This window comes from Streptococcus sp. LPB0220, assembly GCF_008727815.1.
Classification (GTDB): domain Bacteria; phylum Bacillota; class Bacilli; order Lactobacillales; family Streptococcaceae; genus Streptococcus.
Window position 1 is genome coordinate 517,355 of the sequence record NZ_CP044230.1, and the last position, 20,026, is coordinate 537,380.

The window sequence follows — 20,026 nt, forward strand, 5'->3', positions numbered from 1 at the left end:
AAAGGATTTTTATGACAGAGAAGGATAAAAAGCCATTAGAGCAAGAAACAGAATCAATTTTAGACTTTGAAGATGCTAAAGAGATGACGATTGGGCAGGCCAATCGAAAGGCAGAAGAAATCGAAGCAGGTGTAACTGAAGGTGATAATGTCTTAGACAAATACATCAAACAACACCGGGCAGAAATTGAAGCTGAAAAATACGATACAAAAATTTTGGCCAAAGAAGAATTGGCTAAAGCTGAAGAGTTGGCAGCTTCAGAAACAGTTGCTGAAGTAGCTGAAGCAGTGGAGGCACCGGAAGTAACGGAAACAGTCTTGGAACAAAGGCCTGAAATGGATGCTATCTCAACTGAATTACCTGCTAAGATTAAATTTGGCCCCACACCAACTGAACCAATTGTAGAAGCTGAGGAACTTCCTGAGGAAACACCAAGCAATGCGGGCAAACGAATCAAAGCGGTTCTATACTCTGCCTTAGGTCTTGCGATTGTCGGTTCGGCCATTTTTGTGACCTATAACTGGATGCACAGTCGTGGAAAATCTGGTGGTACAACTGTTGTATCGTCTTCATCTAGCAAGTCATCTTCTACTTCTAAATCAAGTAGCAGTGAAACACAGGCTCAAAAATTGGAAGAGTTTACCAAAGCCTACGATGCCTTTTTTGTAGATGAATCAAAAAGTGCTCTTAAAAATGATAAATTCGGAGACTTGGAAAATCTGAAGAAACTGCTGGACAAATTAGAAGGAAGCAGTGATTATAATGCGGCTAAAACAAAATATGAAGACCTTGTGAAGCAAGTTTCTGCCATTCAAAAAGTGAATTCTCAATTTAGTTCTCCAGTCATCAAAGATGGAGTTCTTGATGCAACTGCCAAAGCGAAAAGTGATGCGACCTTTGCAGAAACAAAGACAGGCAATGAAAAATTAGATAGCTTATTGAATGAGGCGGTTGCGCAAGGACGTTCACAACAAGTTGCGACACCGGCACCAGTGACAGGGACAGGTGGTACAGATACTTCTAATGCAACTCCAGCCCCAGCTCAAGCAGCAACGCCTACGGCCCCAGCTGTCAATGCTGCTACAGGTAGTGCAGGAACGGCAAACCCAGGCTATTCAGGGTACGGTCTTCCAAGCGATGGTGTCCCACTTCAGCGGAACTTGAGTCGTGTGCCATATAACCAAGCAGCTATCAATGATGTCAATAACCCAGCTTGGGTATTTGGTGATGGGATCCTTGAAAAAGTATTGAATATTGCTCGTAAACGTGGACATATCACTGGCAATCAATACATTTTAGAGCGTGTCAATATCATTAACGGTAATGGCTATTACAACCTCTTCAAACCAGATGGAACCTATCTCTTTAGTATCAATGCCAAGACTGGTTATTTCGTAGGAAACGGAAAAGGTCATTCAGATGCTCTGGATTATTAATGCTTGATCAGACATCCCCTTTTTGGGAAAAATGACAATAAAAAAGGATGAACCAGAGGTTCATCTCAGATTGAAGACAAAATCATCTTAAAAACTTTCCTTAGGTGAGTACGGACGTCAGCGAACTTCTTTGAAGTTCCATGACTAATTATTGAGCCTACGGTCTCAATAATTCCGAGTGTCTGAAACGTTATTGTTTCAGACACTTTTCTCACAGCGGAAAGTTTCAGTATTTTCTTAAATCGATTTAAAAATTGGGACTCAATTTTATTTTTTTGCAGAATCACTTAGCTTATTTTACTTTAAAATAGTTTGTCTACATTCTAGGATGAACCATAGGTTCATCCTTTTTCGTATTAAACAATATGACGTTCAAACGGATCGTCAGAAATTCCTTGGTCTAGAATCAAGCGACACCATTCTTTGGCTGAGAAGAGGCTGTGGTCCTTGTAATTTCCACAAGACTCAATGGTTGTGCCTGGGACATCCTCCCAAGTGCTGACTGATGAAATTTCTTCTAAAGATTCTTTAATCACTTTAGCAATTTCCGTACTCGAATGCTGTCCCCACATGATCATATGAAAACCGGTGCGACATCCAAATGGGGAACAATCAATCATACCATCGATGCGTTTGCGAATAAGCATCGCAAGAAGGTGCTCGATCGTGTGGAGCCCTGCAGTTGGAATCGCATTTTCATTGGGTTGCACCAAACGGATATCAAAGTTAGAGATGATGTCTCCTTTGGGTCCAGTTTCTTCCCCAATCAAGCGTACATAGGGAGCCTTCACCGCCGTGTGGTCCAATTCAAAACTTTCAACAATTACTTCTTTTGTCATACTCAAATCCTTCTTTGTTTTTCTTGATTATAGCATAAAAAAACAGATTCAACAAAGTGGAAATAAATGAATTCCTCACAGATGTTCCATGAAAGAAAAGACGATAAAAGAATAAGCGTTAAGCAAAAATATAAAAGGTTTTTCCTGTTTTTTTAGATTGTTAATTTTAGTAATTTATGGTAAAATGTAAAAGAATTTTTAATTCAACTAATTAAATAGATTTGGGGTAAAAGCATGAATTTTGTTATTACAGGTGTTTTTGCCGCGGTCATTGGTTTAGTCATTGGATATGTGGGAACTGCTCTTAAAATGAAAGCTTCAAAAGAAGCTGCGGAACTCACCCTTTTGAATGCTGAACAAGAAGCAACGAATTTACGTGGACAGGCTGAACGCGAAGCCGATTTGATTTTAAAAGAGGCGAAGCATGAGTCAAGTTCACTTAAAAAAGAAGCACTTTTGGAGGCAAAGGAAGAAGCCAGAAAATATCGTGAAGAGGTCGATGCTGAGTTTAAGTCAGAACGACAAGAATTGAAGCAATTAGAAAGCCGTTTGGCAGAACGTGCTAGCAATCTTGATCGCAAAGACGACATTTTAACAAGCAAAGAACAGTCTCTTGAACACAAAGAGCAAAGTCTTACAGATAGAACTAAACACATTGATGCGCGTGAACAACAGCTGGAAGAGCTTGAACACAAGAAAGTAGAAGAACTGGAACGTGTCGCTGCTCTAAGTCAAGGAGAAGCGCGTGACATTATTTTGAGTCAGACGGAAGAGCAACTTTCAAAAGAAATTGCCTCACGGATTCGTGATGCTGAATTGGAAGTGAAAGAACGTTCTGATAAAATCGCAAAAGACATTCTCGTGCAAGCTATGCAGCGAATGGCGGGTGATTTTGTTGCTGAGCAAACAAACTCAACCGTTCATTTGCCGGACGATAGTATGAAGGGTCGGATTATCGGTCGTGAAGGTCGCAATATTCGTACCTTTGAGAGTTTGACAGGTGTCGATGTGATTATTGATGATACGCCTGAAGTGGTGACCTTGTCAGGGTTTGATCCGATTCGTCGTGAAATCGCCCGCATGACAATGGAGAGCCTTCTCAAAGATGGTCGGATCCATCCAGCCCGCATCGAAGAGCTGGTTGAGAAGAACCGCCAGGAAATTGACAACCGGATTCGTGAATACGGTGAGGCGGCTGCCTATGAAATCGGTGCGCCAAACCTCCATCCAGATTTGATGAAAATTATGGGACGGTTGCAATTCCGTACTTCTTATGGTCAAAACGTTTTGCGTCACTCCATTGAAGTTGCTAAACTTTCTGGTATTATTGCTAGCGAGTTGGGTGAAAATGCTACCTTGGCACGACGTGCAGGATTCTTACATGATATCGGTAAAGCGATTGACCGTGAAGTGGAAGGAAGTCACGTCGAGATTGGAACTGAATTGGCACGGAAGTACAAGGAACACCCAGTGGTGGTCAATACCATTGCCAGTCACCATGGGGACGTGGAACCAGAAAGTGTCATTGCAGTCATTGTCGCTGCGGCGGATGCCTTGAGTGCAGCTCGACCTGGAGCACGAAGTGAGTCACTTGAAAGCTACATCAAACGCTTGCAAGATCTTGAAGAAATTGCAAATAGTTTTGAAGGAGTTAAGACAAGTTTCGCCCTTCAAGCGGGTCGTGAAATCCGTATTATGGTTAGCCCTGAGGCAATTAAGGATGATAAAGTGACGATCTTGGCTCATGATATTCGTGAGAAGATCGAGTCCAATCTTGAATATCCTGGAAACATTAAGGTTACCGTTATTCGAGAATTGCGTGCAGTCGATTACGCAAAATAAACAAAAAGCTTGAGATCTAGCATCTCAAGCTTTTTGAATGAAAAAATCAGTTGAAAATTAGGCCGATTTTTGTTACACTAGATAGAAAGACATTGAAGGAGAAATCATGGCGGATCGTGGCTTATTAATCGTATTTTCTGGCCCTTCGGGGGTTGGAAAAGGAACGGTTAGACGAGAAATTTTTGAAAACTCGGACAATCAGTTTCAGTATTCTGTATCGATGACGACGCGTGCACAACGTCCAGGTGAAGTGGATGGTGTCGACTATTTTTTCCGTACACGTGAAGAATTTGAAGATTTGATCCGTCAAGGGCAAATGTTGGAGTACGCTGAGTACGTTGGAAATTACTATGGGACTCCTTTAACCTATGTGAATGAAACCTTGGACAAGGGAATCGATGTATTCCTTGAAATTGAAGTTCAGGGTGCACTTCAAGTAAAGAAGAAAGTTCCAGATGCAGTTTTTATTTTCCTAACTCCGCCTGATTTGGATGAATTGCAAGATCGATTAGTGGGTCGCGGGACAGATAGTGCAGAAGTCATTGCGCAACGGATTGAAAAAGCAAAAGAAGAAATCGCCATGATGCGTGAATATGACTATGCCATTGTGAACGACGAGGTTCCTCTTGCTGCAGAGCGTGTCAAACGTGTGATCGAAGCAGAGCATTTCCGTGTAGACCGTGTCATTGGCCATTATCTGGATATGTTACCAAAAACACAAACTATTGTGAAGAGATAAATAATTAGAAATTAGGTATAGGAATATGATGTTAAAACCTTCTATTGATACGTTGCTTGACAAAGTACCATCAAAATATTCATTGGTCATTCTTGAGGCAAAACGGGCCCACGAATTGGAAAGTGGTGCAGTGCCAACTCAAGAATTCCAATCAGTTAAATCAACATTACAAGCGCTTGAAGAAATCGAGTCTGGGAACGTAGTTGTTCACCCGGATCCAGAAGCAAAACGTGAAGCGCTTCGTCGTCGGATTGAAGCAGAGCGGATTCGCAAAGAAGAAGAAGAGCGCAAAATTAAGGAACAAATTGCCAAAGAAAAAGAAGATGGTGAAAAAATTTAAGGTTGGGGCTTCTCAATCTTATTTTTTGCTATTTAAAGGGTTCCGTGATAAAGTAAAGCTCATATGATAGAGGCTGGAGGTGAAAAAGTGATAGCAAAAGTCATCGTAGATGTCCCATTGATGCAGACAGATAAACCCTATTCGTATCAGATTCCATCAGAATTTGAGGATATGGTAGAGGCAGGTATGCGAGTTCATGTCCCCTTTGGTAAAGGGAATCGCCTCATTCAAGGGATTGTGGTAGGTGTTTTAGAAGAGGCAGACACAAGCGAGGAATTAAAAGCAATTGTGGAGGTCTTGGATTACACTCCGGTCTTAAATCAAGAGCAGTTCTGGTTGGCAGATCAATTACGAAAAAGTGTTTTTTCATATAAGATTACGATTTTAAAAACCATGCTTCCTTCTCTCCTCAATTCAAGTTATGATAAGATTTTGTATCCTCAACCTTCTTTAGATCCCACTCTCAAAGTGAAACTTTTTGGTGAAAAAAATGAAGTTTCTTTTTCTTCTCTAGATGCGGCCGATCAAGCCCAAGTGATGCGGTTGGTCAGAAAAGGGGATTTGCTACTTGAATACAAGGCCAAGGATAAGAAACAAATTAAAACAGAAAAACGGTATCGCGTTAACCTGGAAGGATTAAAAGAACTTCAACCATCAGAGAGAGCTAAAAAAAGGCTCGCATTAAAAGAGCGCCTGTTACTAGAGCAAGGGGAGCAACCCTTAGCAGGATTGTATCAGGAATTTTCACGAGAAGTAGTGGCTTATTTTATTGATCAGGGTGTTTTAGAAATAACAGAACGAGAAGTGAATCGGGCGGCTGCATATTATGAAGGCAAAGAACAGACCCAGGCTCTGCTTTTAAATTCAGAGCAAGCAAAAGCTGTCGAAACAGTAGTTTCTCAAATTGGGAAAACATCAAAGCCTTTTTTATTAGAGGGTGTGACTGGAAGTGGGAAAACAGAAGTTTATCTGCAGATTATTCAGGAAGTTCTAAATAAGGGAAAAACAGCTATCATGTTGGTCCCTGAAATCTCCCTGACACCACAGATGACAGACCGTTTTATCTCGCGTTTTGGTCAGGAAGTAGCCATTCTACACTCGGGCTTATCAAATGGTGAGAAGTATGATCAATGGCGGAAAGTTGAACGTGGGGAGGCTAAGGTAGTCGTTGGAGCGCGCTCAGCAATCTTTGCTCCTTTAAAAAACATCGGAGCCATCATCATTGATGAGGAGCACGAGGCATCCTATAAACAAGATAGTAATCCGCGCTACCACGCAAGGGAAGTCGCGGTCCTAAGGGCTCAGTACAATCAAGCAGTTTTGCTTCTTGGATCGGCCACCCCAAGTTTGGAATCGCGAGCTCGTGCAACAAAAGGGGTTTATGAATTAATTCGTCTAACCCAGCGGGCCAATCCGGCAGCCAAAATTCCAGAAGTTAAAGTCGTTGATTTCCGTGATTATATTGGCCAAAATGAAGCTGGTAATTTCACTCCGGTTCTAGTGGAAGCTATTGCTGATCGCTTGCAGAAAAAAGAGCAGGTTGTCTTGATGTTGAACCGCCGTGGTTATTCCAGCTTTGTCATGTGTCGCGAGTGTGGAACTGTAGATACTTGTCCCAATTGTGACATCTCACTGACCCTCCACATGGATACTAAAACCATGAACTGTCATTATTGTGGCTATAGTAAAGCGATTCCTCGACACTGTCCAAATTGCCAAAGTCCTTCTATTCGTTATTACGGGACAGGAACGCAAAAAGCCTATGATGAATTACAAGAGATCTTTCCTGAAGCTAAAATTCTGCGCATGGATGTGGATACCACCCGAAAAAAAGGGAGCCACGCAGCAATATTAGATGCTTTCGGGAATGGAGAAGCGGATATTTTGTTAGGGACGCAAATGATTGCCAAGGGGTTGGATTTTCCAAATGTGACCTTAGTGGGTGTCTTGAATGCGGATACTTCTTTAAATTTACCGGATTATCGATCCTCTGAGAGAACCTTTCAACTCTTGACTCAGGTGGCAGGAAGGGCCGGACGAGCAGAGAAAGAAGGAGAGGTTATCATTCAAAGCTATAACCCCAATCATTATGCGATTCGATTTGCCAAAGACCAAGATTATGAAGGTTTTTTTGCCTATGAAATGCAGATTCGCCGGCAGCTGGGCTATACGCCTTATTACTTCACAGTTGGGTTAACCCTATCCCATAAGAGTGAGGAAATTGTGATGGAGAAGTCACATCAGGTCATGGAAATTCTCCGATCTGGCTTATCTGATCAGGTCCAAATCTTAGGACCAACACCTAAACCAATTGCACGCACACATAATTTGTATCATTATCAAATCATTGTGAAATATCGTTTCGAAGAAGGCATGACTCAGGTCTTGAATCAAATCTTAGAATTTACACAAGAAAGAGGCAACCAAGATCTACGTGTCAGTATTGATAATGAACCTCAAAGTTTTATGTAAGGAAGAAAGAAATGACAAAATTAATTTTTATGGGAACGCCTGATTTTTCAGCGACGGTTTTAAAGGGATTGTTAGCAGATTCGCGCTATGAAATTTTGGCAGTTGTGACGCAACCAGACCGTAAAGTAGGTCGCAAAAAAGAGATTCGAATGACCCCGGTGAAGCAGGTAGCTTTGGAACATCAACTACCGGTTCTTCAGCCGGAGAAATTATCGGGTAGTCCAGAAATGGAAACTCTCTTATCACTAGATGCAGATGGAATTGTGACCGCTGCTTTTGGACAATTTTTACCGACAAAATTGTTGGAGAACTTCCAGTTTGCGGTGAATGTCCACGCGTCTTTATTGCCTAAATATAGAGGTGGAGCTCCCATTCACTATGCCCTGATCAATGGTGACGAAGAAGCTGGGGTTACAATTATGGAAATGGTCAAGGAAATGGATGCCGGAGACATGATTGCAGCTCGTTCTCTCCCAATTTTAGATGAGGACAATGTGGGAACTTTGTTTGAAAAATTGGCACTCCTTGGACGTGACTTACTCTTAGATATTTTGCCAGCTTACCTGGCAGGGGAGATCAAGCCAAGTCCACAAGATCCAAGTTTGGTCACGTTTTCACCGAATATTTTACCGGAAGAAGAGGTTTTGGACTGGACAAAAACCAATCGCCAAGTCTTTAACCAGATTCGGGGGATGAATCCTTGGCCAGTCGCTCATACGTTATTAAATGGTCAACGCTTCAAAGTCTATGAAGCAGAGCTATGCGAAGGAAATGGAAATCCAGGAGAAGTGATAGCTTTGAGCAAAAAAGAGTTGCTGGTCGCTGCAGGAGAAGGCGCGCTATCCCTCAAAGTTGTGCAGCCAGCAGGAAAACCAAAAATGTCCATCACAGACTTTTTGAATGGCGCTGGCCGTCAATTGAAAGTAGGAGATCACTTTGGAAGTTAAACAAATGAATGCGCGTGAACAGATCGTTCGAGTGTTAGAAGAGGTTTTTGAACAGGGAGCTTATTCTAATATTGCCCTAAATCAAGCGCTAGAACACTCTCAACTTTCAGATAAAGATAGAAGCTTTGTTACGGAAGTTGTATACGGTACTGTCGCACGGAAGATAACACTCGAGTGGTATCTCGCCCACGTAATTGAAGACCGGACGAAATTAGATCCTTGGCTCTATTATCTTTTGATGATGAGTTTGTATCAACTTGTCTATTTAGACCGAATTCCCGATCATGCCATCGTCAATGAAGCCGTCCGGATAGCAAAACGTCGTAAAGAAGGCAGTGAGAAGTTTGTCAATGCTATTCTTAGAAAGCTCCTCCGCGAGGGGCTACCAGCTGTTGATACGATCAAGCGAAAGAACAAACGTTATTCGGTAGAGTATTCCCTACCTGTATGGTTGGTCAAAGCATTGATCGAAGAATACGGTGAAGAACGTGCTTGCGCTATTTTTAAGAGTCTCTATCAGCGTAATAAATCCAGTATTCGTGTGATTGATCTGGACGAAAAAGAAGAGTTGGCTCAGCTACTCGAAGCAACCTCCTCTCTACTTGCTCCGTCCGCTCTCGTGAAAGAACAGGGACATTTTGCAGCGCATTCCTTGTTCAAAGAAGGGCGCATTACTATTCAAGACGAGTCCAGTCAATTGGTGGCACCGGCTTTGGATTTGCAAGGAGATGAGTGGGTTTTAGATGCCTGTGCGGCGCCAGGTGGAAAGACGACTCACCTGGCTTCTTATCTCACAACTGGGAAAGTCACAGCCTTGGATCTCTATGACCATAAGCTCAAATTGATTCAAGAAAATGCTAATCGGCTCCATGTTGCGGACAAAATTTTGACAAAGAAGTTAGATGCGACAAAAGTCTTTGAAACATTTGGACCTGATGCTTTCGATAAAATTTTGGTGGATGCGCCTTGTTCAGGGATTGGTTTGATCCGGAGAAAGCCTGATATCAAGTACAATAAAGAGAGTGCAGATTTTGTATCTTTACAAGCTATTCAATTGGCCATTCTGGATAGTGTTTGTCAAAGTGTGCGTAAAGGTGGTATAATAGTGTACAGTACGTGTACAATTATGGGTAAAGAGAATTTTGAAGTGGTGGACCAATTTTTGAAAAACCATCCAAATTTCGAACAAGTCCCATTGGATCACGAAAGAAAAGATATTCTTAAAAATGATTGTATCCTTATTACACCCGAATTATATGGAAGCGACGGCTTCTTTATCAGTCGTTTTAAGAGAATCTCATAATATCAGGAGGAAACTGACAGTATGGATATTACGATCTTAACCGATGTAGGTCAAAGACGGACAAATAACCAAGACTATGCAAATCAATATAAAAACAAGGCAGGAAAATCTATGGTTTTACTTGCTGATGGTATGGGAGGACACCGTGCCGGAAATATTGCTAGTGAAATGGCAGTCACAGATCTAGGTGCGGCTTGGGTTTCTTCTGAGATCGAGACGGTTAATCAAGTACGGGAATGGTTTGCAGAACATTTAGAAGCTGTGAACCGTCGGATCCATTTAGCTGGGCAAGATGATGAGCACAAAGGAATGGGAACTACACTGGAAGCTTTGGCTTTTGTAGAAGGACAAGTGATTTATGCCCATGTTGGAGATTCGCGGATTGGCCTCATTCGTCAGGGCGAATACCAGCAGTTGACCAGTGATCATTCTCTTGTAAATGCTCTTTTGCGAGCAGGTCAAATCACAGAGGAAGAAGCAGCCCATCATCCTCAACGTAACATCATCACTCAGTCCATTGGCCAAAAAGATGAGTTGGAGCCGGATTATGGTTTGGTGACGGTTGAAGCAGATGATTATATTTTGATCAATAGTGACGGTTTAACTAATATGATTGGCCCGGATGAAATCAGAGATATTGTCTTGAGTGATGTTTCACTGGAAGAAAAAGCTCAAACCTTGATTCGTTTTGCCAATAATGCTGGAGGCTTGGATAATATCACTGTTGTACTGCTCCACTTTACTGAGGAGGACGCAGCATGATTCAAATCGGCAAAATTTTTGCCGGGCGATATAAAATCATCCAACAAATTGGACGCGGCGGGATGGCAGATGTTTATCTTGCGCGTGATTTGATTTTAGATGGGGAAGAAGTTGCAGTCAAGGTACTGCGTACGAATTACCAGACGGATCCCATTGCAGTTGCGCGTTTTCAGCGTGAAGCAAAGGCGATGGCAGAGCTGGACCATCCAAATATCGTTCGGATTACAGATATTGGCGAAGAAGAAGGACAACAATACCTTGCAATGGAATATGTTGCAGGTTTAGACTTGAAACGCTATATCAAAGAAAATGCTCCTTTATCAAATGAAGAAGCTGTTCGTTTGATGGGGCAGATCCTTCTAGCTATGCGTCTTGCCCATACGCGTGGCATTATCCATAGAGATTTAAAACCACAGAATGTCCTCTTGACACCAGATGGAACAGCAAAAGTTTCAGACTTTGGGATTGCAGTGGCCTTTGCAGAGACTAGTTTGACCCAGACCAACTCGATGTTGGGGTCGGTTCATTATTTGTCCCCTGAGCAGGCGCGTGGTTCAAAAGCTACGGTGCAAAGTGACATCTACGCTATGGGAATCATTTTCTATGAGATGTTGACAGGACACATTCCTTATGATGGAGATAGTGCAGTCACAATTGCTTTGCAGCATTTTCAAAAGCCACTCCCATCTATTCGTGAAGAAAATAAGAATGTTCCACAAGCTTTAGAAAATGTAGTGATCAAAGCGACAGCTAAAAAACTGACGGATCGCTATAAATCAGTGGCAGAGATGTATGTGGATCTTTCAAGTTGCTTGTCCTATGAGAGAAGAAATGAGAAAAAACTGGTTTTTGAAGACCAAGCGAAAGCTGATACAAAGACTCTTCCAAAAGTGAGTCCAACTCCAAAAACGGCTCCTGTTCCAATCTCTGAAGTACGCAGTGAAATCAGTTCAGTAGATCCTAATCGACCATTATCTGATCAGCAGACAATGGCGCCAAGTAAAAAGCCAAGAAGACGTTTGCGGGCGCGCTACAAGGTCTTGTTTGTTGCCATTGCTCTAGTTCTTGCAGCCTTTACTTTCTTGTTGTATATGAGCCCAGCCAATAAAACAGTTCCAGATGTTTCCGGCAAAACCATTGCCGAAGCTAGAGCGGTTATTGAGGGACAGGACCTTCAAGTCGGTGAAGAGAAAGAAGAGTACAGTGATTCGGTTGCAGAAGGCTATGTCATTCGAACCAATCCAAATGCAGGGGCCCAAAAGAAAGAACAAAGTCGAATTGATTTGATTGTTTCAAAAGGACCAAACAGCTTTGAAATGCCAAATTACGTGGGTGAAACACGGGCAAAAGCAGAAGAAGATTTGAAAAATACTTATAAAGTATCAAGCAAAATGATCACGATTGAAGAAGTTGAGACCTTCGATTATGCTGCAGGGACAGTTCTTGAACAAACTCCAGCTCCAGGAGAGCAATATTCTCTGAATTCAAAAACTAAGATTGTTTTGAAAGTAGCGAAAGAAACAACTTCAATTGAAATGCCAAACTATGTTGGATCAACTTATGATTTTGCTAGAAGTAATTTGATTGAGATCTATGGTATTAAAGAAGCCAATATCGAATTAAGAAAAACAGAACATCTCCCTGATGGAGTATCTGTTTCTGCAGGTCAAATTGTCAGTCAAACTCCAGAAGTTTCGAGTACGGTGGATATTAACCGAACACGAATTGTTTTGACTGTATATGAGCCTAAAGTGACAGCTTCTTCAAGTACGAAAGCCTCATCAAGTTCTGATACATCTAGTTCATCCTCTGGTGAACGATCAGATACAGAAAGTTCTAGCAGTAGTGCAACTGGTGGAGATTCATAAATCAGTCTAAGACTCAGATGGATTTCTGAGTCTTTTTGATTGTCTGCTATTATCCAACCACAGACGGAAGTCAAATGAGGAAAAATTTGATAAAATAGGAAAAGATGAGGTAGACTATGTGGAAAATACAAATTTTTATTTTCGTTGAAGCCGTTTTGTTAACATTAGCAGCGATCACCATTTTATCAATCGATTTTTCCAGATTTGTTGTCTTGATGGTTCTCTTTTTGCTCCTTTTGTATTACTATTTTGGCAAACAAAAAGCGAATTTTCTATTAATCGCGCTGAGTGTGCTCTTGTTTTTTATCGTGATGCTGAATCCTTTTGTGATTGCAGCTATTTTATTTGCGGTGGTTTATGGTTTATTGATCGCTTACCCTTATATGTATAAGGAAAATGAAGCAGTTGTGTTTGATGTTGAAGAGGATACGAAAATTCGTCAGGAAAAAACTAGATGGATTGGTGATTTACAACATTTTTCAAAGCAAAGTCGAGGGTATCGAGATCTGAATGTGATCCGAGTTTTTGGGAATGACACCCTCCATTTAGAGGAGGTAGCCATTTGCAATTGGGACAATGTAGTGATCATTCGGAAAGGGTTTGGAAATACAAAAATTATCTTACCGATTGATTTGGAATTGCATTTACAAATTAACACCCTGTATGGAGATCTGAAGTTTTTGGATCTTCCTGTCCGTAAAATGAGAAATGAAACCATAGATATTGAAACGGCACATTATCGGAGATCGCACCGTTCTGTAAAAATTGTGTTAGTTGGTATTGTTGGGGATGTTGAGGTGATTCGCGCATGAAGAAATTAGACTATCTCCTATTGTATTTCTATTCCCTAATGGTGGTTGCGGTCATTTGTCATACCATTTTCCATTTTGTTAGTTTTCAGTGGGGCAAACTTCTCTCAGATCTTTCCTTGCTTCAATCATTCCTATTTTTGATTTTTAGTCTGACGCTTGCATTGACGGCTTTGGTTATCTTAATTATTAAAATCACGCAATTTGTAACGGTTCATGCAGTACAACAAAAGGTAGAAGCGATCCTGACTGCTTCACAGCGAAAAGAAATTGCCCCCAAAGAATTGAATCAACAGTTAGATTTATTGGACAGCAAATTGCTTCGACTAGAAGAAAATTTACAAAAAAGTGAAAATCGTGTGATGCGAAATGAGGAAGAAATTGTGGAAATCGAGCGTAAGAGAATTGCGCGTGATCTACATGACACGGTTAGTCAAGAATTGTTTGCAGCCAATATGATTTTATCTGGCGTGGCAGCACAGGCCCTTGAGTTAGAGAAAAGTCAGATCCAGCAGCAACTCAATGGTGTATCGGATATTCTAGGTACAGCCCAAAATGATTTACGCGTCTTGCTCCTACATCTTCGTCCTACAGAATTGGAAGGAAAAAGTTTGGTAGAAGGGATGGAGATGATTTTTAGAGAATTGAAGGAAAAGAGTAACCTAACAGTTGTCTTCCATCATAATGACGTGAGCATTCCAAAAGATATGGAAGAACATCTATTTCGAATCGTCCAAGAAATTGTCAGCAATACCTTGAAACACGCTAGAGCTCAACAAATGGATGTCTTTTTGCATCAGGAAGGAAAACAACTTCATTTACGGATGGTAGATGATGGAATCGGCTTTGAGCAGGAAAAATTGGAACGATTGAGTTATGGGTTGAAAAATATTCAAGAACGTGTAGAAGACATGGCGGGAACCATTAAAATAAGAACGAGTCCTCAAAAGGGAGTGGCTGTAGATATTCGTGTTCCCCTCCTTGTAAAAGATAAAAATGAAAAGGAAACTGTATGAAAGTATTATTAGTAGATGATCATGAAATGGTCCGATTGGGATTGAAAAGCTTTTTGTCCATGCAAACCGATATTGAGAAAGTCTTAGAGGCGAAAAATGGGCAAGAAGGGGTGGAGTTGGCGCTGAAAGAAAGACCAGACGTCATCATCATGGATATTGTGATGCCAGAGCTAAATGGAATCGATGCGACTCTAGCCATCCTAAAAGAGTGGCCGGAAGCTAAAATTGTCATTTTGACGTCTTATTTAGATAACGAAAAGATTTACCCTGTCTTAGATGCCGGTGCAAAAGGATATATTTTAAAGACCTCGTCAGCAACTGAGATCTTACAGGCTGTCAGAAAGGTTGCAAAGGGAGAATTTGCAATTGAGACAGAAGTTAGTCAAAAAGTTGAGTCACGAAAGAACCATGCTGAATTGCATGATGATTTGACAGCTAGAGAACGAGATATTCTGGCTTTATTGACGAAAGGATATGAAAATCAACGAATAGCAGATGAACTCTTCATTTCTTTAAAAACAGTGAAGACCCATGTCTCCAACATCTTATCCAAATTAGAAGTCAGTGATCGGACGCAAGCAGTCGTCTATGCCTTCCGACACCATCTGGTGAATCAAGAAGATTTTTAAAGGGAAACATGCTATAATAGAGCATGATCATAAGGGGGAGACAAGTGGACGCAAAATTACGTTATAAAGCCAAAAAAGTTAAAATCGTCTTTTTTGATATTGATGATACATTACGTGCAAAAGAAACTGGATTGATCCCAGAATCTGTCAAAGAAGTCTTTCATCAGTTGAAAGAAAAAGGAATCCGAACAGGGATTGCAACCGGCAGAGGGATTTTTGGGGTTGTTCCTGAAATCATGGACTTAAAGCCGGATTTTCTGGTAACCTTAAACGGTGCCTATATAGAAGATACAAAAGGAACTGTGATCTACCAATCACCAATCAATGAAGCAATCGTTTCTTCTTTTGTAGATTGGGCCAAAAAATCTGAGATTGATTATGGGTTAGTGGCTAGTCATCAAGCTGCCCTGTCTAATCGGACACCCTTGATCAGTGATGCTATTGACATCATTTATCCCAACTTACCTGTAGATCCAGATCTGCATCTGAAAGAACCTATTTTCCAAATGTGGACCTTTGATGAACAGGATAGTGAGCTAGAGTTGCCCCCTTCTTTGCAAGAGGATTTGCGCCTAGTTTCGTGGCATCCCCATTCGTCAGATGTTGTTCGCTTTGAAGCTTCAAAAGCTTCAGGAGTTTCTCATCTTGTAAATCATTTGGGCTTGAAGCCAGAGAATGTTTTAGTATTTGGGGATGGATTAAATGATCTAGAACTGTTTGATTATGCTGGAATTAGTATCGCAATGGGAAAATCTGCTCCAGAGTTACAAGAAAAAGCTGATTATATCACTAAGAATTTAGAAGAAGATGGCATATTCTATGCCTTAGAGGAGTTAAATATGGTTGAAAAAGAATTGACATTACCACAGTTAGAACTTGCTACGGTTGACGGTCCTGTCGCTGTGATCAAAACCAATCACGGTGAGATGAACATTCAATTGTTCCCGGATCAAGCACCAAAAACAGTTGCAAACTTTGTAGCTCTTGCTAAGTCCGGCTATTATGATGGTGTCATTTTCCATCGGATTATTAAAGATTTTATGATCCAAGGGGGAGATCCAACAGGTACAGGTATGGGTGGCGAATCCATCTATGGGAAGAGCTTCGAAGACGAATTTTCAAAAGAATTGTACAATATTCGCGGAGCCCTTTCAATGGCAAATGCTGGACCAAACACAAATGGCAGCCAATTCTTTATTGTACAAAATCAACATCTTCCATATTCGAAAAAGGAATTGGTCCGCGGTGGCTGGCCTGAAAAAATTGCTGAAATCTATACGACAGAAGGGGGAACTCCTCACCTAGATCAACGCCATACCGTATTTGGACAATTGATGGATGAAGCTTCTTTTGCTGTGTTGGATGAGATCGCGGCTGTTGAGACCGGGATGATGGATAAGCCAGTAGAAGATGTCGTGATTGAAACCATCGAGATTGAGGACTAATATGAAAATTGGAGATAAGTTAGAAGGGACCATTACAGGCATTCAACCTTATGGTGCCTTTGTCGAACTAGAGTCGGGTGTCACAGGCTTGATTCATATCTCAGAGATTAGAAGTGGTTATGTAAGTAATATTCATGATATTCTTTCAATTGGAGAAAAAGTCTTTGTCCAAGTCATCGATGTTGATGAATATTCTAAGAAAGCTAGCCTCTCTCTGAGAACACTAGAAGAAACACCACAACGAAGTATTCGACACCATCGTTTTTCAAATGACCGCCACAAGAGTGGTTTTGCACCCTTAGCTCAACAGATGCCGACCTGGGTCAAAGAAGGAAAGGTATTCTTTAGCAAACAAGAAAAAAAATAAAAACTTCGATAGGTTGATGAAACCTACCGAAGTTTTTTTAATATAGAGAATTATTCAAATTCGTAAAGGGTAGTAGAAAGGTAACGTTCTCCATTATCTGGTGCAAGAGCAAGAACTTTTTTACCGCTACCCAATTCTTTTGCGACTTCAATAGCAGCATAGATAGCAGCTGCGCTTGAGATTCCGACTAAGAATCCTTCAGCTCCACCGATAGCGCGTGCAAGTTCGAAAGCTTCTTCTGAAGATACGCGACGAACACCATCATATGCATTAGTGTCTAAAGTATTTGGGATAAAACCAGCTGAAATCCCTTGGATTTTATGTGGTCCAGGTTTTTCACCAGAAAGGACTGCAGATTCATTGGCCTCAACGGCATAGACTTTGACAGCAGGATTATTCTTTTTCAAAGTATGAGAAATACCAGAAACAGTACCACCAGTACCAACACCTGCGACAAAAGCATCTAAACCATCTTTTCCAAAGGCATCAACGATTTCTTGTCCTGTTGTTCTTTCATGTACCTCTGGGTTAGCAGGGTTTTCAAATTGAAGAGGAAGGAAGCCATTTCTTTCTGCAGCGATTGCTTCAGCTTTAGCGATAGCGCCTTTCATTCCTTCACTTCCAGGAGTCAAAACGAGTTCAGCTCCATAGGCTTGGATGATTTTACGACGTTCCACACTCATGGTTTCAGGCATGACAATCACAACTTTGTAGCCTTTAGCTGCGCCAACCCATGACAAACCAATCCCTGTGTTCCCACTAGTTGCTTCGACAATGGTATCACCTGGTTTGATCAAGCCATCCGCTTCAGCTTTTTCAATCATGCTCAAAGCAATCCGGTCTTTGACAGATGATCCAGGATTGAAGGCTTCGAGTTTGACATAGACATCTGCAGCTCCTTCAGGAACAAGACGATTCAATTTGACAATCGGAGTGTTCCCAATCAATTCTGTAATATTTTCATAAATAGCCATAATATACCTCAGTTCTAGGTTTTCTTGATACTAACAAGTATAGTCTCTTGCGAGAAGAATGTAAAATATAGAAATTTTATGGGTGTGATAAAAAAAAACTATCGTTGCCGATATGTACTGACCCCAAAAAGTTAGACAAATAATTTAAGTTAAGGATTTAGTCCTGTATTGCACAGGACTAAGTCCTTTTAGTTTTACCTTAATTCGTTTGTTGTTGTAATAGTCAATATAGTTTACAATAGCTTGTTCCAATTGGTTAAGTGACTTAAATGTATTCTCGTAACCATAAAACATTTCCGATTTCAAAATGCCAAAGAAGGATTCCATCATGCCGTTGTCTGGGCTGTTTCCTTTACGTGACATGGACGGTTGAATTCCTTTATCCTCTAAAAAACGATGATAATACTGGTGTTGATACTGCCATCCTTGATCACTATGAAGAATTGTATTTGTGTAATGATTCTCAGTAAAGGCCTGGTCTAACATAGCTTTCACTTGTTCTAAATTCGGTGAAGTCGAAAGATTATAGGCGATAATTTCGCTATTAAAACCATCTAAAACTGGCGATAAATAAAGTTTTTGATTGCTTGCTGGAATGGCAAACTCGGTCACATCTGTGTAGCACTTTTCCATTGGCTTGGTTGCTTCAAATTGGCGTTGAATAAGATTATCTGCTTTCTTACCAATCTCTCCTTGGTATGAAGAATACTTCCGTTTACGACGAATACGAGCACTTAAACCAAGGACCTTCATCAGACGTTGGACCTTCTTATGATTCACTACAAAACCACGATTCCTCAATTCAAGAGTCATTCGACGATAGCCGTAATTCCCTTTATGCTCAGTAAAAATAGATTGAATTTCAACTTTAACATCATAATCCTTATCGCTTTGATCGAGCTGTTTTAAATGATAATAATAAGTTGAACGGGCAAGCTTAATAATCTTTAGAAGAATCTCTAAAGCAAACTCTGTTACCAATCCTCGGACAATTTCCGTTTTTCTTCTTGCTCTTTTTCGTCCCTCAATCGGAGTTCTCTCAACTTTTTTAGAACCGCATTCTCCGCTCTCAAGTACTCATTTTCTGCTTGAAGACGTTCTAGTTCTGTCATCTCTTCGGGTTTCTTCTTTGGCTTACGTCCCATTTTAGGTATCCTTCCTCTTGTTTTCTCAACAATAGTATACCCGTTTTTCTTATATTGTGCTATCCAATTATGCAACATTCCAACACTTGGAAGAGCATAATCTAGAGATACCTTTATTTGTGAACGACTTTCAAGCAGAACTTTATCAATGATTTCTTGTTTTAGTTCGGGAGAATAGTAACAATTCTTTCCTTTTTTGACGATTTCTATTCCATAACGATCAATCAATTTAATCATGTACTTAAGATTAGAAATGTTTATCCCAAATTGATTTGAAAGCTCTTTGAAGCTTCGCCCTTGTTTTTTATGTTCATAGATCTGAACTTTATCTTCATAAGTTAATTTCATAATAAAAACACCCCAAAAGTTAGATTTTTTTCTGTCTAACTTTTGGGGTGCAGTTCAATAGCTTCTTTGATTATTTTTCTACAGAAAGTAGGGGTACTTCAACCTCACGAATTCCGTGATCCTCAATAATGACTTTGCCATTGTAAAATTCGACTAAAGCTGCTGTGATAGAGTTTGTGTTTTCTTTATCCACAAAAATCGTTGTCATTACCTGATCTGTAAACATCGGATCTTGTTCCGCCAATTGATGGTCTTTTAAGAAATTAGCAAATTCTTGGTATTGGGAGTAAGAAAGTGTGATCCCAAGAACCACTTGCTCTTTGATTTCTACCAGTCCAATCTCTCGAACTGCTTGTGCCACACTTCCAGCATAAGCACGAATCAGACCGCCAGCACCTAATTTAATACCTCCGAAATAGCGAGTAACCACGACACAACTATTAGTGATGCGATGATTCTCCAAAACTCCTAACATCGGTACCCCAGCGGTTCCACTAGGCTCTCCATCATCACTGGTCCGTTTGATATCACTTTGTTCTCCAATGATGAAAGCAGAGCAGTTATGTGTAGCCTTATAGTGTTCCTTTTTGATGGCATTGATAAAATCTCTTGCTTCCTCTTCAGAGGAGACTCGCTTGACATGACAAATGAATTTTGATTTTTTGATTTCTTCTTGAACAGTGCCGTTCTCTTTAAATGTAACATATTCCATATTCTTATTTTACAAAAAAAGAATGATTTTCTC

Annotated in this window: 18 protein-coding genes; 14 read left to right on the plus strand and 4 right to left on the minus strand. The window is 40.7% G+C overall.

Going from position 1 to position 20,026, the window contains the following annotated elements:
- Nucleotides 1-11 precede the first annotated feature (11 nt).
- Nucleotides 12-1,436, plus strand: coding sequence for a cell division site-positioning protein MapZ family protein (locus tag LPB220_RS02760; RefSeq protein ID WP_150905424.1), 1,425 nt, complete (start codon nt 12-14; stop codon nt 1,434-1,436).
- Between the two features lie 356 nt (nt 1,437-1,792).
- Here LPB220_RS02760 and LPB220_RS02765 read toward each other — a convergent pair whose 3' ends face one another.
- Nucleotides 1,793-2,275, minus strand: coding sequence for an S-ribosylhomocysteine lyase (locus tag LPB220_RS02765; RefSeq protein ID WP_150905426.1), 483 nt, complete (start codon nt 2,273-2,275; stop codon nt 1,793-1,795).
- 234 nt (nt 2,276-2,509) lie between these two features.
- Here LPB220_RS02765 and LPB220_RS02770 point away from each other — a divergent pair, with 234 nt between their 5' ends.
- From LPB220_RS02770 to LPB220_RS02830, 13 genes are all read left to right on the plus strand, one after another.
- A complete protein-coding gene (locus LPB220_RS02770; protein WP_049492366.1) occupies nt 2,510-4,117 on the plus strand; it encodes a ribonuclease Y in 1,608 nt (535 codons plus the stop codon).
- A gap of 106 nt (nt 4,118-4,223) precedes the next feature.
- Nucleotides 4,224-4,856 carry a guanylate kinase gene (gene gmk, locus LPB220_RS02775; protein WP_003003905.1) on the plus strand — a complete coding sequence of 211 codons (633 nt, stop codon included), beginning with the start codon at nt 4,224-4,226 and terminating at the stop codon, nt 4,854-4,856.
- 25 nt (nt 4,857-4,881) lie between these two features.
- Complete coding sequence (rpoZ, locus tag LPB220_RS02780; RefSeq protein WP_003010339.1) at nt 4,882-5,196, plus strand: DNA-directed RNA polymerase subunit omega; 315 nt, start codon at nt 4,882-4,884, stop codon at nt 5,194-5,196.
- Nucleotides 5,197-5,259: 63 nt separating this feature from the next.
- Complete coding sequence (locus tag LPB220_RS02785; protein ID WP_150905428.1) at nt 5,260-7,668, plus strand: primosomal protein N'; 2,409 nt, start codon at nt 5,260-5,262, stop codon at nt 7,666-7,668.
- A gap of 11 nt (nt 7,669-7,679) precedes the next feature.
- The gene (gene fmt, locus LPB220_RS02790; RefSeq protein ID WP_150905430.1) at nt 7,680-8,615 is read left to right on the plus strand and encodes a methionyl-tRNA formyltransferase; all 936 of its coding nucleotides are present in this window, start codon (nt 7,680-7,682) and stop codon (nt 8,613-8,615) included.
- Nucleotides 8,605-9,918, plus strand: coding sequence for a 16S rRNA (cytosine(967)-C(5))-methyltransferase RsmB (gene rsmB / locus LPB220_RS02795; RefSeq protein WP_150905432.1), 1,314 nt, complete (start codon nt 8,605-8,607; stop codon nt 9,916-9,918). The genes fmt and rsmB overlap by 11 nt, the downstream gene beginning before the upstream one ends.
- A 21-nt stretch (nt 9,919-9,939) precedes the next feature.
- On the plus strand, nt 9,940-10,680 hold the full coding sequence (locus tag LPB220_RS02800) for a Stp1/IreP family PP2C-type Ser/Thr phosphatase (RefSeq protein WP_021154558.1): 741 nt from the start codon (nt 9,940-9,942) through the stop codon (nt 10,678-10,680).
- Entirely contained in the window at nt 10,677-12,548 is a 1,872-nt protein-coding gene (pknB, locus tag LPB220_RS02805) for a Stk1 family PASTA domain-containing Ser/Thr kinase (protein WP_150905434.1), read from the plus strand. Before LPB220_RS02800 ends, pknB begins: the two co-directional genes overlap by 4 nt.
- 116 nt (nt 12,549-12,664) lie before the next feature.
- Nucleotides 12,665-13,360: a cell wall-active antibiotics response protein LiaF gene (gene liaF / locus LPB220_RS02810; RefSeq protein WP_049474474.1), complete on the plus strand. Its 696-nt coding sequence runs from the start codon at nt 12,665-12,667 to the stop codon at nt 13,358-13,360.
- A complete protein-coding gene (locus tag LPB220_RS02815) occupies nt 13,357-14,373 on the plus strand; it encodes a sensor histidine kinase (protein ID WP_150905436.1) in 1,017 nt (338 codons plus the stop codon). The genes liaF and LPB220_RS02815 overlap by 4 nt, the downstream gene beginning before the upstream one ends.
- Complete coding sequence (locus tag LPB220_RS02820) at nt 14,370-15,002, plus strand: response regulator transcription factor (RefSeq protein WP_021154562.1); 633 nt, start codon at nt 14,370-14,372, stop codon at nt 15,000-15,002. Before LPB220_RS02815 ends, LPB220_RS02820 begins: the two co-directional genes overlap by 4 nt.
- Nucleotides 15,003-15,046: 44 nt before the next feature.
- Nucleotides 15,047-16,447, plus strand: a complete 1,401-nt coding sequence (locus LPB220_RS02825) for a bifunctional Cof-type HAD-IIB family hydrolase/peptidylprolyl isomerase (RefSeq protein ID WP_150905438.1) — start codon at nt 15,047-15,049, stop codon at nt 16,445-16,447.
- A gap of 1 nt (nt 16,448) precedes the next feature.
- Nucleotides 16,449-16,814: a S1 RNA-binding domain-containing protein gene (locus tag LPB220_RS02830; protein ID WP_023920312.1), complete on the plus strand. Its 366-nt coding sequence runs from the start codon at nt 16,449-16,451 to the stop codon at nt 16,812-16,814.
- A gap of 50 nt (nt 16,815-16,864) precedes the next feature.
- On the opposite strand, the gene cysK is transcribed toward LPB220_RS02830, so the two are convergent.
- The 3 genes from cysK to LPB220_RS02845 form a co-directional block, all read right to left on the minus strand.
- Entirely contained in the window at nt 16,865-17,788 is a 924-nt protein-coding gene (cysK, locus tag LPB220_RS02835) for a cysteine synthase A (RefSeq protein ID WP_003004014.1), read from the minus strand.
- A gap of 144 nt (nt 17,789-17,932) precedes the next feature.
- A protein-coding gene (locus LPB220_RS02840) for an IS3 family transposase (protein ID WP_118398572.1) occupies nt 17,933-19,281 on the minus strand; the annotation gives its coding sequence in 2 pieces (ribosomal slippage) (nt 17,933-18,840 and nt 18,840-19,281; 1,350 coding nt in all).
- 70 nt (nt 19,282-19,351) lie between these two features.
- On the minus strand, nt 19,352-19,993 hold the full coding sequence (locus LPB220_RS02845; protein WP_070664862.1) for a YigZ family protein: 642 nt from the start codon (nt 19,991-19,993) through the stop codon (nt 19,352-19,354).
- Between the last annotated feature and the right edge of the window lie 33 nt (nt 19,994-20,026).

Excerpts from the sequence above, each read along its gene's own strand:
- LPB220_RS02800 (WP_021154558.1), top strand. The coding sequence starts at position 9,940 with ATGGATATTACGATCTTAACCGATGTAGGTCAAAGACGGACAAATAAC.
- fmt (WP_150905430.1), top strand. The coding sequence starts at position 7,680 with ATGACAAAATTAATTTTTATGGGAACGCCTGATTTTTCAGCGACGGTT.
- LPB220_RS02830 (WP_023920312.1), top strand. The coding sequence starts at position 16,449 with ATGAAAATTGGAGATAAGTTAGAAGGGACCATTACAGGCATTCAACCT.
- LPB220_RS02845 (WP_070664862.1), bottom strand. The coding sequence starts at position 19,993 with ATGGAATATGTTACATTTAAAGAGAACGGCACTGTTCAAGAAGAAATC.
- LPB220_RS02815 (WP_150905436.1), top strand. The coding sequence starts at position 13,357 with ATGAAGAAATTAGACTATCTCCTATTGTATTTCTATTCCCTAATGGTG.
- liaF (WP_049474474.1), top strand. The coding sequence starts at position 12,665 with ATGTGGAAAATACAAATTTTTATTTTCGTTGAAGCCGTTTTGTTAACA.
- cysK (WP_003004014.1), bottom strand. The coding sequence starts at position 17,788 with ATGGCTATTTATGAAAATATTACAGAATTGATTGGGAACACTCCGATT.
- gmk (WP_003003905.1), top strand. The coding sequence starts at position 4,224 with ATGGCGGATCGTGGCTTATTAATCGTATTTTCTGGCCCTTCGGGGGTT.
- LPB220_RS02760 (WP_150905424.1), top strand. The coding sequence starts at position 12 with ATGACAGAGAAGGATAAAAAGCCATTAGAGCAAGAAACAGAATCAATT.
- pknB (WP_150905434.1), top strand. The coding sequence starts at position 10,677 with ATGATTCAAATCGGCAAAATTTTTGCCGGGCGATATAAAATCATCCAA.
- LPB220_RS02770 (WP_049492366.1), top strand. The coding sequence starts at position 2,510 with ATGAATTTTGTTATTACAGGTGTTTTTGCCGCGGTCATTGGTTTAGTC.
- LPB220_RS02765 (WP_150905426.1), bottom strand. The coding sequence starts at position 2,275 with ATGACAAAAGAAGTAATTGTTGAAAGTTTTGAATTGGACCACACGGCG.
- LPB220_RS02785 (WP_150905428.1), top strand. The coding sequence starts at position 5,260 with ATGATAGAGGCTGGAGGTGAAAAAGTGATAGCAAAAGTCATCGTAGAT.
- rpoZ (WP_003010339.1), top strand. The coding sequence starts at position 4,882 with ATGATGTTAAAACCTTCTATTGATACGTTGCTTGACAAAGTACCATCA.
- LPB220_RS02820 (WP_021154562.1), top strand. The coding sequence starts at position 14,370 with ATGAAAGTATTATTAGTAGATGATCATGAAATGGTCCGATTGGGATTG.